17 protein-coding genes and 1 pseudogene are annotated in these 14,735 nt (G+C 36.4%); 12 read left to right on the forward strand and 6 right to left on the reverse strand.

Going from position 1 to position 14,735, the window contains the following annotated elements; all coding sequences use genetic code 11:
- Positions 1-3: 3 nt before the first annotated feature.
- Positions 4-1,425, reverse strand: a complete 1,422-nt coding sequence (gltX, locus tag IP358_RS08275; protein WP_006803270.1) for a glutamate--tRNA ligase — start codon at positions 1,423-1,425, stop codon at positions 4-6.
- 194 nt (positions 1,426-1,619) lie between these two features.
- On the opposite strand from gltX, the gene IP358_RS08280 reads away from it, so the two are divergent.
- The 12 genes and pseudogenes from IP358_RS08280 to IP358_RS08335 all read left to right on the forward strand — a co-directional run bounded on the left by IP358_RS08280 (position 1,620) and on the right by IP358_RS08335 (position 9,349).
- Positions 1,620-3,311, forward strand: coding sequence for an acetolactate synthase large subunit (locus tag IP358_RS08280; RefSeq protein WP_006803269.1), 1,692 nt, complete (start codon positions 1,620-1,622; stop codon positions 3,309-3,311).
- A 3-nt stretch (positions 3,312-3,314) separates the two neighbouring features.
- The gene (gene ilvN, locus IP358_RS08285; RefSeq protein WP_006803268.1) at positions 3,315-3,788 is read left to right on the forward strand and encodes an acetolactate synthase small subunit; all 474 of its coding nucleotides are present in this window, start codon (positions 3,315-3,317) and stop codon (positions 3,786-3,788) included.
- Between the two features lie 9 nt (positions 3,789-3,797).
- Positions 3,798-4,802: a UDP-3-O-(3-hydroxymyristoyl)glucosamine N-acyltransferase gene (gene lpxD, locus IP358_RS08290; RefSeq protein WP_006803267.1), complete on the forward strand. Its 1,005-nt coding sequence runs from the start codon at positions 3,798-3,800 to the stop codon at positions 4,800-4,802.
- A gap of 69 nt (positions 4,803-4,871) precedes the next feature.
- On the forward strand, positions 4,872-5,165 hold the full coding sequence (locus tag IP358_RS08295; RefSeq protein WP_006803266.1) for a hypothetical protein: 294 nt from the start codon (positions 4,872-4,874) through the stop codon (positions 5,163-5,165).
- Positions 5,166-5,167: 2 nt separating this feature from the next.
- The gene (locus IP358_RS08300) at positions 5,168-5,419 is read left to right on the forward strand and encodes a hypothetical protein (RefSeq protein WP_006803265.1); all 252 of its coding nucleotides are present in this window, start codon (positions 5,168-5,170) and stop codon (positions 5,417-5,419) included.
- Between the two features lie 156 nt (positions 5,420-5,575).
- On the forward strand, positions 5,576-5,794 hold the full coding sequence (locus IP358_RS08305; RefSeq protein WP_006803264.1) for a FeoA family protein: 219 nt from the start codon (positions 5,576-5,578) through the stop codon (positions 5,792-5,794).
- Positions 5,794-6,206: pseudogene (locus IP358_RS08310) on the forward strand (FeoB small GTPase domain-containing protein); the annotation flags it as partial. The gene IP358_RS08305 and the pseudogene IP358_RS08310, both read left to right, overlap by 1 nt.
- Positions 6,180-7,475, forward strand: coding sequence for a nucleoside recognition domain-containing protein (locus IP358_RS08315; protein WP_370525635.1), 1,296 nt, complete (start codon positions 6,180-6,182; stop codon positions 7,473-7,475). The pseudogene IP358_RS08310 and the gene IP358_RS08315, both read left to right, overlap by 27 nt.
- A complete protein-coding gene (locus tag IP358_RS08320; RefSeq protein WP_050754838.1) occupies positions 7,363-8,043 on the forward strand; it encodes a nucleoside recognition domain-containing protein in 681 nt (226 codons plus the stop codon). Before IP358_RS08315 ends, IP358_RS08320 begins: the two co-directional genes overlap by 113 nt.
- Positions 8,040-8,348 carry a hypothetical protein gene (locus IP358_RS08325; protein WP_006803262.1) on the forward strand — a complete coding sequence of 103 codons (309 nt, stop codon included), beginning with the start codon at positions 8,040-8,042 and terminating at the stop codon, positions 8,346-8,348. Before IP358_RS08320 ends, IP358_RS08325 begins: the two co-directional genes overlap by 4 nt.
- A gap of 10 nt (positions 8,349-8,358) precedes the next feature.
- Complete coding sequence (locus IP358_RS08330) at positions 8,359-9,159, forward strand: DUF4198 domain-containing protein (protein ID WP_006803261.1); 801 nt, start codon at positions 8,359-8,361, stop codon at positions 9,157-9,159.
- A 49-nt stretch (positions 9,160-9,208) separates the two neighbouring features.
- Entirely contained in the window at positions 9,209-9,349 is a 141-nt protein-coding gene (locus IP358_RS08335) for a FeoB-associated Cys-rich membrane protein (RefSeq protein ID WP_101312930.1), read from the forward strand.
- On the opposite strand, the gene IP358_RS08340 is transcribed toward IP358_RS08335, so the two are convergent.
- The 5 genes from IP358_RS08340 to IP358_RS08360 form a co-directional block, all read right to left on the reverse strand.
- Positions 9,342-10,793, reverse strand: a complete 1,452-nt coding sequence (locus IP358_RS08340; protein ID WP_040498897.1) for a replicative DNA helicase — start codon at positions 10,791-10,793, stop codon at positions 9,342-9,344. The genes IP358_RS08335 and IP358_RS08340 overlap by 8 nt on opposite strands.
- Entirely contained in the window at positions 10,777-11,532 is a 756-nt protein-coding gene (locus IP358_RS08345) for an EI24 domain-containing protein (protein ID WP_006803259.1), read from the reverse strand. The genes IP358_RS08340 and IP358_RS08345 overlap by 17 nt, the downstream gene beginning before the upstream one ends.
- 4 nt (positions 11,533-11,536) lie before the next feature.
- Positions 11,537-12,964 (reverse strand): Asp-tRNA(Asn)/Glu-tRNA(Gln) amidotransferase subunit GatB, encoded by a 1,428-nt coding sequence (gatB, locus tag IP358_RS08350; protein WP_006803258.1) that lies wholly within the window; start codon positions 12,962-12,964, stop codon positions 11,537-11,539.
- A 98-nt stretch (positions 12,965-13,062) separates the two neighbouring features.
- Positions 13,063-14,127, reverse strand: coding sequence for a flagellar biosynthesis protein FlhB (gene flhB / locus IP358_RS08355; RefSeq protein WP_006803257.1), 1,065 nt, complete (start codon positions 14,125-14,127; stop codon positions 13,063-13,065).
- A 2-nt stretch (positions 14,128-14,129) separates the two neighbouring features.
- A complete protein-coding gene (locus tag IP358_RS08360; protein WP_006803256.1) occupies positions 14,130-14,708 on the reverse strand; it encodes a molybdenum cofactor guanylyltransferase in 579 nt (192 codons plus the stop codon).
- Positions 14,709-14,735: the final 27 nt, after the last annotated feature.

The raw sequence follows: 14,735 nt of genomic DNA on the forward strand, positions 1-14,735 counted from the left end.
ATTTTAGAATGATTTTTCTTCTTTGCCAATATCTTGCAAACTCTCTAATGCCTTTAAAATCCGCTCTTTTGTTGCCTCAATTCCTAAAGCTGCAATAAGTGGTGCAATTCCAACTCCACCGCTACTTCCCAACATTGCATAGCGCAAAGGCATAAATAAACTTTTTGCCTTTAATCCTTGAAAATCCGCAAATGCTGCAATCTCACTCTCTACCTCTTGCGGGGTTTTTAAAGGTTTTTTAAGTGCATTTAAATATACAAGAAATTCTTTAAAAAAATGAATGTTTTCATCATTTTTGACTTTTTGGTGCAATTTTTGATCAAAGGATTCCACAGGATTTAAGCATTTTTTTAAAATCTCTACAAACTCCACTAAAGTTTTTGAGCGCTCTTTAATCTCTGGGTATAAAATCTCTTGCACTTCTTGATTTGGCACATTTGTACCATAAAAAGGTAGAATCACATTTAAGGATTCCGTATTTAGCATATTTAGATAATGCGCATTTAGCCAAAGAAGTTTTTCTGCATTGTAAGAAGAGGGAGCAGAGTTTAAGTTGCTAGGATCAAAAAACTCTAGCATTTCTTGCATTGAAAAAATTTCTTGATCCCCATAGCTCCAGCCCAAACGCACTAAGAAATTTAAAAGGGCTTGGGGCAAATACCCTAAATCTTTATACTCCATTACACTCATTGCGCCATCGCGCTTGCTTAGTTTTTTACCTTGCGGGCTTAAAATCATCGGCACATGAAAAAAGCGTGGCACTTCAAATCCCAATGCTTCATACACCACAATTTGTTTGGGCGTATTACTCAAATGGTCATCTCCACGGATTACATCAGTTACTCCCATTAGCGCATCATCAATTGCAACAACAAAATTATAAGTAGGTGTGCCATCACTTCTTGCGATAATAAAATCATCTAATTCCTTAGCGCTAATGCGCATTTCCCCTTTTACGCCATCTTTAAACACAATCTCGCCCTCAAGTGGAGCTTTAATTCTAACAACAGGTTTCACACCCTCTGGTGGCGTGCCATTAAAATCTCTATAACGCCTATCATATTGCCACACTTGCCCATTTGCTTCAGCTTCTTTGCGTTTTTCCTCTAATTCCTCTTTTTGCATATAGCAATAATACGCCTTGCCAGCTTTTAAAAGCTTTTCTACATATTCTGTATATAGAGAGAATCTTTGGCTTTGATACACCACTTCACCATCATAATCCATTCCTACCCAATCAAAAGCTTGAATGATTGCATCTTTAGCATCTGTGGAGTTACGCGCCAAATCTGTATCCTCAATGCGCAATAAAAACTTCCCCCCATTTGCCCTAGCATACAAATAATTAAACAATGCCGTGCGCAATCCTCCAATGTGCAAATAACCTGTGGGGGATGGCGCAAAACGCGTTACAATATTGTTCATAAATGCTCCTTAATAAGGATTAATCCTTAAATCTTAATATGGAATCTTATCTTAAAGATTCTAAATTTTTGCCCTAAAATTACAGAATCTAGAGCAAGAAAATCCATAAATGGCTACCTTAAACTTAGAACATTAAAAGCGTTGTTAAAGTTTTGTTAAAGTAGAATCAACCAAAAATTAATTTAGGAATATTTATGCGCTTAAATGGTTCTGAAATGGTAATGCACGCCCTTAAAAATGAGGGCGTAAAAGTAGTTTTTGGCTATCCGGGCGGAGCTGCGTTAAATCTTTATGATGAAATTTATAAACAAAACTTCTTTGAACATATCCTAACACGCCATGAACAAGCTGCAGTACACGCGGCAGATGGTTATGCTAGAGCTAGTGGCAAAGTGGGAGTTGCTATTGTTACAAGTGGTCCGGGATTTACAAACACCATTACAGGTATTGCAACAGCTTATATGGATTCCATTCCGCTAGTGATTATTAGCGGACAAGTGCCTACAAGTCTAATAGGAACAGATGCGTTTCAAGAAATTGATGCAGTTGGAATCTCACGCCCTTGCACAAAGCATAATTATCTTGTTAAAAGCATTGAAGAATTGCCTAGAATCCTAAAAGAAGCCTTTTATATTGCACGAAGCGGACGACCGGGACCTGTACATATTGACTTACCAAAAGATATTAGTGCAACAATAGGCGAGTTTGATTATCCAAATGAGATTAAACTCCAAACTTATAAGCCCACTTACAAGGGCAATTTAAGACAAATCAAAAAAGCTGCAGAGGCTATAAAATCTGCCAAAAAACCTTTGCTCTATCTTGGCGGTGGCGCCATTGCTTCAGAGAGTGCGGAGACTATCAAAGAATTGTGCGAAACCACACAAATTCCAGCTATTGAAACACTAATGGCGCGCGGAATCCTATCGCATAATCACCCTAATTTATTGGGAATGGTGGGAATGCACGGAAGCTATGTTGCAAATATGGCAATGAGTGAAGCAGATTTACTCATAGCACTTGGTGCGCGATTTGATGATAGAGTTACAGGAAAACTTAGCGAGTTTGCAAAATATGCACAAATCATTCACATTGATATTGATCCAAGTAGCATTAGCAAAATTGTGAATGCAAATTATCCTATTGTTGGGGATATTAAAAGCGTTTTAGAAGAGCTGCTTCCACTTTTGCGCGAAGGATATAATCCTAAAACTACACTTTCGTGGAGAGAGCAATTAGAGCGTTATAGAAAACTTCATCCTTTGAGCTATCAAGATTCCATAACTCCACTAAAACCACAATGGGTACTTGAAAAGCTTGGTGAAATGCTAGGCGATTCTGCTCTTATTAGCACAGATGTGGGACAGCATCAAATGTGGACAGCGCAGTTTTATCCTTTTTCTAAACCTAGACAATTTATCACAAGTGGTGGCTTAGGCACTATGGGCTTTGGCTTGCCTGCTGCAATGGGAGCAAAAAAGGCATTCCCTGATAAAATCTCTATTAATATTAGTGGCGATGGTTCAATTTTAATGAATATCCAAGAATTAATGACTTGTTCTGTGTATAAAATCCCTGTAGTTAATATCGTGCTAAATAATAATTATTTAGGAATGGTTAGGCAATGGCAGACTTTCTTTTATGAAAATCGCTATTCTGAAACAAATTTAGAACAACAGCCAGATTTTGTGAAACTTGTGGAGTCTTTTGGTGGCTATGGAAAAGTGTGTTACACAAAAGATGATTTTACAAATGCTTTGCAAGAAGCAATTGCCTCTAATAAGCCTTCCTTTCTTGATGTGCGTATTGATAGAATGGAAAATGTCTTGCCAATGGTGCCAACAGGTGGCGCGCTGTTTAATATGATGTTAGAATATAAGGAGTAAGCAATGGAGATCAAACGCACAATCACGGTTACTGTTCTTAATGAACACGGCGTTTTATCGCGCATTAGTGGATTATTTGCAGGACGAGGTTACAACATAGAATCCCTAACCGTTGCACCCATTTTAGATTCCAACCTTTCGCGTATAACCATTGCCACAAAGGGAGATAATAAGGTGCTAGAGCAAATCATTAAACAGCTTCATAAGCTTATCCCTGTGTTAAAAGTGCTTGAAGATGAGCAAATTATTGAGCAAGAATCCTTGCTTGCAAAATTTGGCATTGAAGGAAATTTAAGTGCGATTAACACACTTTTTAATGGCTTTAATGGAAGGCTTTTAGAGGCAAATGACAAATATGCAATTTTTGTAGCTTGTGATACACATACGCGCATTAACACACTCTTAAACGCTCTTAAAATCCACAAGCCAAAGGATATTACGCGCAGTGGAATCCTAGCGATTGAATCAAATAACTAAGGGGGAATTATGGAGTTAAAAGAGATTATCACGCTTTTAAAGGATAAAGATGCTCTAGAATGCGTAATGTGCTTTCAAAACGGCGATTGGCAAGTGCATTCTAACTTTTTGGATTCTAACTTTATAACCAACATAGAGTCCCCACAAAATGCAACTTGTGATTGCATTACATTCTTAGAAAAAGAGAGTTATATTCCAGAAATTAAAACAAGCAAGGCAAAGGCAATCTTGGTGCGCAAGAGCCATTTAAATGCGATTCCAACTTCCGCCTTTGCACTTGTGTGTGAAAATCCCTATCTTGCAATGGCGTATCTAACAGAATGTTTTGCTACTCCGCTTTTTAATATGGAAACTCCACCAAAAATTGCTAAAAGTGCGCAAATTGCTAGCAATGTAACCATTGGAAACGGAAGCGAGATAGGTGAAAATTGCGTGATTTTAGCAAATGTAACCATTGGAGAGAATGTTAAAATCGGCGCAAATTGCGTGCTATTCCCCGGAGTTTGCATTTATAGAGATTGTGAAATAGGGGATAATGTTAGAATCCACGCAAATAGCGTAATTGGAAGCGATGGTTTTGGCTATGCTCACACTAAAGATGGGAAGCATATTAAAATTTATCACAATGGAAAAGCAGTGCTTGAAAATGATGTAGAAATTGGCGCAAACACGACAATTGATAGAGCTGTGTTTGGTGAGACACGCATAAAGCAAGGCACAAAAATTGATAACCTTGTGCAAATTGGGCATAATTGCAACATTGGTGAGTTTTCTATCATTGTTTCACAAGCAGGAATTTCAGGCTCTACTTCCACAGGACGCAATGTTGTTTTAGGGGGACAATGCGGAAGTGCTGGACATTTACATATCGGCGATTTTACACAAGTGGGCGCACGCGGAGCAATCTCAAAAAGCTTACCAGCAAATGGAAAGTTTTCTGGACATCCACTTCTACCAATTAATGATTGGCTAAAACTCCAAGCATTACTAAAGAAAATGTTAAAAAGAGAGTAAAATTATATTTATAAGAGTAACTTAAGTTACTTTACTATAACCTATCCCTAAAAATAACGGAGGCAAGTCATGAAAGAGGCAAAAATTTATAAAAGCATCCCATTAAACGGAAGTGAAAATGGGTCATTGGATTTTGCAATCATTGAAGAACCCTATGGTGTAGATAGTCAAGCTGTGGTTAGCATTTGCGCATCAATTAGTGATACGCAATCGTGGAAAATTCACTTACCGCTTAATCAAATAAAAGCCGTCCGAAAAGCCCTAAAGGAATCTAAGGCAGCGCACAAAAAACTCAAAAAAGAGAGCAAAAAAGGCAGAAAAGCTTGCCAAAGTGAAAAAATCAAAAAAATCCCTAAAGCATAATAATGAAGCAAAAAATTAAAAAACTCTCTTATAAAATCCCTTTAAAAAGTAGCCTTTTTAAAAAAGGCTCTATTGAAGTTTCCACCTTTGATATTCCAGGGCAAAGTGGCAAAGACAAAGGAGCGATTTCTATCAAAGTCAGTGTTGATGATACTCTAAGGGATACCACACAAAATGAACAATTTATAATGATTCCAAGAAAACAAATCAAAGCCTTGCGCAAAGCATTAAAAAAAATTAGCAAAAAACTTTAATCACCGCCTTTTTCTCCCATCAAGTTTTTCTAAAAGACTAGTTTCCATCAAAAATATTTAATTAAGAAATAATAATCGTTATTAATATTTACTTAAGTAAATTTAGATAATAATAACTCTTATCATTTATTAGATAAAATACTCTAGGAAGTTAAGATGTGTTTAAATGACTGCAAAGTAGGAGATAAAGTTACAATCAAAACAATAAATTTAAAAGGAGAGATTTTTCAAAAACTCTTGGATATGGGATTTGTTCCGGGCGCTACTTTAGAGATTCGCAAACACTCTTTGCTTAATGATCCTATACAAATTAAAATCCACAATTATCTTGTAGCAATCCGCTCCAATGAAGCTAGAGCCATTGAAGTAAAATAATGAAACACTTAAATATTGCATTAATTGGACAGCCAAATTGTGGCAAATCAACGATTTTTAATCTCTTTAGCCCAATCAAACAGCATATTGCAAATTACCCCGGAATCACAATAGATAAAAAAGCACGCGGTTTAATTACAGAGATTATATTCTTGAAATTGTTGATTTACCCGGTCTTTATAGTTTTGCTTCTTATTCCGAAGAAGAAAGTGTCGCTCTAAATGAACTCAAAACAGGCAAAATTGATGCAATTATTAATATTATTGATGCAAGCAATCCCAAAAAAAGTCTCTATTTAACCTTACAGCTTTTAGAGCTTGGAATTCCTACAATTCTATGTTTTAATATGATGGATATTGCAAAAGATTTTGGTTACACATTTGACATTGAAGGATTAGAAAAAGCTTTTAATATTCCTATTGTAACAAGCATAGGCTACAAAAATAATACAAAAGAGAAAATTTTAGAACGCATTATTGCTCTAGTGGAATCTAAAAATTTTGCCCCCAATACCTACAAGACAGACAAAACTTTAAGTGATATTGAAATTGCAACAAGGCGTTATGATTTCATTGAAACAAAATGCAATGGCAAAATCATCAAATACACTTCAAAACAAAAAGATTTCACGAAGTTAATTGATAAAATCGTGCTCAATAAATTCTTAGCTCTACCGCTAATGCTTTTTGTAATTTACTTACTCTATGATTTATCTATTGTGCGCGGATATGAGCTTACAAATTATACTTGGCCCCTGCTTGCAAGCTTTAAACAATTTATAGTGGATTTGCTTCCTCCATCTACGCTTACCTCATCTCCACTCATTAGAGAATTTGGAGTTTGGATGGTAAATAGCGTTCTTGCACTTTTAAACTATATTCCTATTTTTATCATACTTTTTGCGATTATTGCAATTATTGAAGATAGTGGATATATGGCAAGAATGGCATTTATCCTAGATAGGGTTTTTAGAAGTTATGGATTACATGGGCAATCTATTCTGCCTTATGTTTTAGGTGGAGTTTTTGTTGGAGGTTGTGCAGTGCCAGCAATAATGGCAACAAAAGGAATTGCGGACAAAAGAGCAAAGATTGCTACAATCCTTACAATTCCATTTTTAAACTGCCTTGCCAAGATTCCATTTTTTGTGTTATTAGTTTCCATATTTTTTGTGGAATCTAAGGCTTTTGTAATGTTTTTCATATCAACAATTACAATAATGGTGGCACTAATTATGGCAAAACTTCTCACACTTAGCGTTTTAAAAACAGAAAAAACAGCACCTTTTGTGCTTGAAATGCCAAACTATCATTTGCCTCGCATAAAAAATGTGTTTTTATCCGTCAAAAACAAAATTTGGCTTTATCTTAAAAAAGTCGCAACCATTGTTGTAGCAGTAGCTGCTGTGCTTTTTGTGCTGATTCAATTTCCAGGACTCTCACAAGAGAGCGCAAAAAAATATGAAACATTGGCACAACAAGGATTAGAAAAGTTTTGGAATCAAATGCAAAATAGTGTTTATTTTTATTCTATTAATACAAGAGAAAAAATTGATGCTCTTCTAAATTATGAAGAAACTTACAAAAAACAAACGCGCCCAAATCAAAACAAAGGAGGCTTTAGAAAAACTAGATACACAATTCAAACAGGACAATGCAGTTTTTTACAAAATTATTCGTGATCGCAAAGACAAAGAAGCAAGAGCTATTGGCAATGCATTAAAATCGCTCACTTATCTTAAAAAAGATATTTTAAAACAAATCAATCTTGAAAAAATTGATAATTCCTATCTTGGCAAAATAGGACGAGCATTAGAGAGCATTACACAATACGCAGGATTTGACTGGCGCATTAATGTCGCATTTCTTAGCTCATTTGCAGCAAGAGAGAGTTTTGTTGCTACACTTGGAGCACTTTTTGAGGGAGAAAGATCTGAAAATGCTAATGCTCTAGAAAACAGCCCTTATACAGATCTACACGCATTAGCTATGATTTTGTTTATGGCTTTAACTCCCCCTTGCATTGCAACACTTATTGTTTTAAAAAGCCAACTAAGCTCTTACCGCTGGATGCTCTTTGCCTTGATTTACCCTATGGCATTAGGGCTACTTATCGCTTCCTTAACTTATAGCATTGGAAGCGCATTTAATATCGGCACGATTCCATTAATGAGTGGAATCTACGCGTTATTTATTATACTACTTATTGGAGTAGGAATAATTAAACCCAAACAAAAGGAAATATTATGAAAAAGTTACTTATCTTAAGTGGAATTGTGCTTGGACTCTCAAGCTCTGTATTTGCGCACACTGCGATTATGAATTGCTTTGATAATGGCGATGGTAGCGTAACTTGCGAAGGCGCATTTAGTGATGGCTCAAGTGCGAGTGGTGTTAATTTCTATGTTAAACAAAACGGCAAAAATCTCATAGAAACAAAATTTAACGAGCACGGAGAAGCTGTGTTTAAAAAACCAAACGGAGAATATGAGGCGGTATTTTTTGGTGGAGAGGGACATGAAGTAAAAATTCTTGGCTCTTCAATTTTAGAATAAAGGACAGACAATGAAAAAAACAATTTTAAGCTTAATGCTTGGAGTGAGCCTATTTGCAAGCTCTGCAATGGCGCATTTTCAAATGGTTTATTTGCCAGAAAGCGCACTTTCAAAACAAACCAAAGAAAAACTTTCTTTAGTTTTTACACATCCTTTTGCCGATGAACATACAATGGATATGGAATCTGTTAATGCCTTTTATGTAATTAACCCAAAAGGACAAAAAGAAAATTTAAAAAATTCCCTAAAACCTATAACTTGGAAAGGAAATACAAATAGTGGCAAAGGTTATGAGATAACTTACAACTTTAAACGCCTTGAAGATTATATCTTTGTTCTTGAGCCTGCTCCGTATTTTGAAAAGAATGAAGATTCTTATATTCAACAATTTACAAAAGTAATTGCAAATCTTGCTGGCGCTCCAACAGGTTGGGACAGGGATTTAGGGCTTGAAGCGGAAATTATTCCTCTAACAAAGCCTTATGCGATTTGGGAGGGAAGCACATTTACGGGAATTGTAAAAAGCAACGGCAAGCCTGTTCCTTACGCAGAAATTGAAGTGGAGTTTTTAAACTATGAAGTCAATCAAACCAACAATGCCTTTGGCAAAACACCAAAATTAAACGCCCCACAAGATTCTTTTGTAACCATTGGAATTAAAGCAAATAAAGATGGTGAATTTACCTTTGGTATTCCAAAAGCAGGCTGGTGGGGATTTGCAGCACTTGGCATTGGACCAAAAAGCAAATTTAAAGGCAAAGAGCTTAGTCAAGATGCAGTCATTTGGGTGCAAGCAAAGCCTTTACAATAAACACTAAAAATATTGGAATCCATTTTGGATTCCGCTTTTAAGGAATAATATGAGCGATTCTCTTTTACTTGGCATAATTTTTGTTCTCTCTGTTGGCTATTTAGCCTATAAACTCTACCCCAAAAACAACGGAAGTTGTGGTTGTGGAAACTGTGGCTGCAAAACAAAAGAAGACAAAAAACCTAAATAATTGGTGCGTCTATCTTATCTCCCTGTCCATCACCTTGTAGCGGAATAAATTTTGTTTGCGTATTTTCAGAAGTTTCATATACAATTTGCATAGGAGAACCCATCTCACTTGCATCCATAAAACGCGTGCAATGTTTTTGAAAAACAAGCTTTACCATACCAGTTGGACCATTGCGTTGCTTTCCAATAATAATTTCCGCATCCTCCTCATTTTTGGCAATAAAAGTGCTTTTATATTCTTTTCCTTCTTTTTTAGCGGCTTCTTCTTTTTCCCTTTCATCTTTTTGCTTATACACCGCATCGCGATACACAAATAAAATAATATCCGCGTCTTGCTCTATAGAACCAGACTCTCTTAGGTCTGAAAGCATAGGGCGTCTATCACTTCTTTGTTCAAGACTTCTGTTTAATTGAGAAAGGGCAATAATTGGAATCTCTAATTCCCTTGCAATCATTTTTAGCCCACGGCTAATTTCACTGACCTCTTGGTGTCTATCTTTATTGCTTGCTCCACTCATTAGTTGCAAATAATCAATTACAGCAAGCCCAATCTCTGGATGTTTGGCTTTAATTTTGCGCAACTTAGTGCGGAGTTGATGAATAGTTAAAATACTATTATCATCAATAAATAAAGGTGCTTTACTCATTACATCTACAGCATTTGAAAGATTTTCCCACTCGTTATCTTGCAAATTTCCCACGCGCAAATTCTGTAAAGCAATAGAAGTTTTTGCCGCAAGCATTCTTAGCATTAATTGCTCTGCTGGCATTTCAAGGCTAAAAAATGCTACTCCTCGCCCCGTATCTAAAGCTTTTTGCGCCATATTTAGCACGAGCGTTGTTTTTCCCATAGCAGGGCGCGCTGCAACGATAATTAAATCTCCATTGCCAAAACCTGTTGTCATTTTGTTTAAACTCGCAAAGCCTGTATCCACACCAATCAATAGGTGATTCCCGCGTGCTTTCATTGTATTAATATATTCTAGCGTCGCCTCTGAAACCTCTTTTGCGCCCCTAAAATCACGATTTTCTTGTATATTTGTGATTTTATAAAGCTCGCTTTGGAGATAATCCATAATTTCTTGCGTGCTAGAACTTGCATCGCTTGTAGATTCTTGAATCTTGGTTGCAAAAGAATGCAGTTTGCGTTTAATGGAAGCATCTTTAATTTCTGTCGCATAAGCTTTTATATCACCAATTGGACTTGTTGTTAGCACATTTAAAAGCTCTTCTTGCTCAATAGGATGAGCCTTTGTAGAAAGCTTCATAATAAATTCTTCATCAATAGGGCGATCTGTGCGACGCAATTCTAGCATTGCAAGAAAAATGTTTTTATGTGGCGTATAAGAAAAATCTTCTGGAACTATTAATTCAGAGAGCACATCTAAACGCTCTGGATCAAAGAGAATTGAACTTAAAACTGCCCTTTCAATTTGGATGTGCATTTCCATAGTTTTCCTTTAGTTTTATATCAAAAAACAAATGCGCCAGCACACTTAAGGCATATACAGGAGAAAAAAAACCAACAATTGGAATAAGATTTATTAAAAAAAGTGGGATAACCGCACTTCTAACCTTTCCTTTTTGTGTTTTTTTTAATTCTTTAAAAGCTTCTTTTTTAAAAATCGTCTCCCCAACATCAGCAATCATTGTCTTAGAGAATAGCCAGTAACTTGGAATTAACATTACAAACCCTCCAACAAAAGGGATAAAATACAAAGGTAATAACGCCAGTAAAAACAAAGCATAACACACATACACGCCAAATAGCCACAGCAAAACAACAAAAGTATTTGCATTGCCTTCAATGCTGCACTCTTGATAGTGCAAATCACGGATATAACGCACCACATAAGGCGTGACAAAGGCACACACAGACAAGGAAATCAAAAAAGACCCAGCAAGCACTCCAAAAATAAAAAGCACAATAACAGAAGCTTTAATCACATAATCAAAAAGTGATTGTATCCAAGCTAACCACGCACTGCTAAACCCAAAATCCACGCGCAAAGATTCATACAAAAACACATACCATTCTCCGCCAAAAATATACAAAATTCCACATAGCAAGGCAAAACCAAAAAATAAGGGCAGAAATGCAAGTTTTAACAGATAGGGCGTAAAAAAATCACGCCTTCCAAGTTCAAAGTATTCTTGCGTGTTTCTTAATATTTTAGATTCCATATCGTTATTGTAACTTCTCTTTTAAAAGCTCATTGACTCTAGCAGGATTTACTCCCTTTGCATTTTTCATCACCTGCCCAACAAAAAACCCAAAAAGCTTATCTTTGCCGCTTTTATATTCCGCGACCTTATCTGCATTTGCACTCAACACAGAATCAATCACTCCCAAAATCGCTCCATCATCATTGACTTGTTCCAAGCCCATTTCACAAATTAAAGAATCCACATCGCCACCACGATTTCCCACAAGCACATCTAAGATTTCTTTTGCGCTTTTTCCGCTAATTTTACCTTCATCAATGCGCTTTACTAAAGTTGCCAACACGCTAGATTCTATCCCGCAATTTTGCAGAGTATTTTCGCCCTTTAATCGTCCCAAAAGTTCAGTGGTTAGCCAAGTTACAGAACCTTTAGCGCTTGCTCCAAAATCAAGCATAGACTCAAAATACAACGCCATTTCAAGCTCACTTGTTAGCACGCTTGCATCGCTTGCTTTAATCCCAAAATCTCGGATATACCTCTCTCTTTTTTCATCAGGCATTTCTGGGATTTGCATACCTTGATTCATTAACTCTTCATCAATAAACACAGGCAATAAGTCTGGATCTGGGAAGTAACGATAATCAGCCGCTTCTTCCTTACCGCGCATTGAACGCGTTACTCCCTTTGCAGTATCAAAAAGCCTTGTTTCTTGCACAACTTGCTCTTCATAATTGCCATCTTCCCACGCTTCAATCTGTCTTTCCACTTCGTATTCTATGGCTTTTTGGATAAATTTAAAAGAATTAAGGTTTTTAATTTCAACACGCGTATAAAGTTTAGAATCCCCTTTTGGACGGATAGAAACATTAGCATCACAACGAAAACTGCCTTCTTGCATATTGGCATCACTAATGCCTAAAAAACGCACAATAGAATGCAGCTTTTTAAGATACGCGATTGCCTCATCGCTACTTCTCATATCTGGCTCACTTACAATCTCCAAAAGTGGTGTGCAAGCGCGATTTAAATCCACTTTAGAAAACTGCCCTTCGTGAATATTTTTTCCCGCATCTTCTTCCATATGCGCACGCGTTACCCCAATAATTTTTTTCTCTCCACCCACTTCAATTTCAATCTCTCCGCGCCCAACAATAGGAATCTCAAATTGACTAATTTGGTAAGCTTTAGGTAAATCTGGGTAAAAATAGTTTTTTCTTGCAAATACAGAGTTTTGATTAATTACTGCATTAATTGCTGCGCCAAAGCTGATTGCTTTTTTTACGACTTCGCGATTTAGCACAGGCAAAGCACCTGGCAAACCCAAACAAGTAGGGCAAACATTTTTATTGGGATCTTCACCAAAGCTTGTTGCGCACGAACAGAATATTTTCGTTTTTGTATTTAATTGAACATGCACCTCAAGCCCAATAATTGTTTCAAAAGCACTCATTTTAATCCCTTGCAATAGTTTTCATAAGATTTTGAGCAATTCTAGCGTTTTTTACTTTTTATAAACATTATAAAAAATAGATTCCAACTTTTTTATCTCTACACACTTTTGCGTCTATCATTAATGCGTTTAACTTCTAGCAAGACATTAACCATTGCTTGATAAAGCGACTCTGGAATCTCCATATCCAAATCCACATCTTTATACAACGCTCTAGCAAGTGGGGGATTTTCTATAATAGGAATTTCGTGTTCTGTGGCAATCTCTTTAATGCGCTGCGCTAAAAAATCAACTCCTTTAGCAAGCACTCTAGGCGCGCGTTCTTTTTTGCTATCATAGCGCAATGCTACAGCATAATGCGTAGGGTTTGTTACAACCACATCCGCACTTGGGATATTTTGCATCATCCTTTTTCTTGCCGCTTGGAACATTAAAGAACGGATTTTACCCTTGACTTGTTGATCCCCTTCTTGGTTTTTAAACTCATCTTTAACTTCTTGTTTGCTCATACGCAAAGACTTAAAATACTGATAGCGTTTAATCATATAATCCACGCTTGCCATCACCAAAAAAAACGCCAAAAGAATCCCAATAAGAATAATTGCCTTATCCCTAAACCATAGCATTTGATCACCTAGCGGGAAGAGAGCCACAGTTGTTAGCTCGTGCATAAATCCCAAAAAGACAAAAAATGCGATGATAAAGGCACTTAGCACCTTAAAAGTAATCAAAAAGCCATCAAGAAGTTTTTTAAGAGAAATTAGATTCTTCATTCCAGTGATGAAATTGAGTTTTTGAAGTTTAGGTTGAATTGCCTTTGCCGTTAATAAAAAACCACTTTGAGAAACATTTGCAATCACTCCTATTAGCATTAAAGCCCCAAAAATAGGTGCGAGTAAATACAGCACTTGAAAAACCAAAGAAAGAGTTATAGACATTGCATTTGCGCGTGTGAATTCTTGAGAGAAGCTTTGATAAATTTGTTCAAACACGCTCCCTAATCCACGCACCCAAAAGTTAAAGCATAAAAACACAAGCGCCAATCCCACAACAAGCCCCAAAAATGCATTGACATCAGGGCTTTTTAGGACATTCCCTTCTTCGCGCGCTTTTTCTATCTTTCGAGCGGTGGGCTCTTCTGTCTTTTCTGCATCATCTGCCATAGCTATCCTTTAATCAGCTTGCAGGCTTCTTTATAATCTTGCTGGGTATTAAGATTTTGCGTTTGATCCACTGCAATCTCTACAAACTCAGCTTCAATAATCCCCAATAAATCCATTAATTTATAATTTTGTCTTTCAATTTGTGCTTGAATGAAATCCAAAACATCAAAACGATAAATCCCTAAAAGTGGATGAATTTTTATATTTTTAGCAAACACGCTTTTATCTTTAAAATCCGATTCTATAATATTTAAAACAGACTCACAAGAAAAAAAGGGCGCATCTATACTTAGCACGAATATATCACTTTGCAAATTCTTTAATGCACTAAATAACCCAAAAATAGGTGCTGTGGAATCCTTTTTAAATGCACAATCGCAATCTAAAATCGTATCCACACCAAAAGCATTTTTAATAGGAATTTTTGCTGAAAAATACACATTTTCAAAGCTTTCCCTTAAACGCTTTGCTTGAAAATTTGCCAATGTGGAATCCAAAAAAGGTAAATCTTGCTTAAATCCACCCATTCTTTTCCCAATTCCACCACTTAAGATTACACAAGGCATTGTAAATTTCGCCAAAATCTCTCCAAAATATAGAAAATTTGC

The sequence above is a fragment of the Helicobacter winghamensis ATCC BAA-430 genome, assembly GCF_028751035.1.
GTDB classification, from domain to species: Bacteria; Campylobacterota; Campylobacteria; order Campylobacterales; family Helicobacteraceae; genus Helicobacter_D; species Helicobacter_D winghamensis.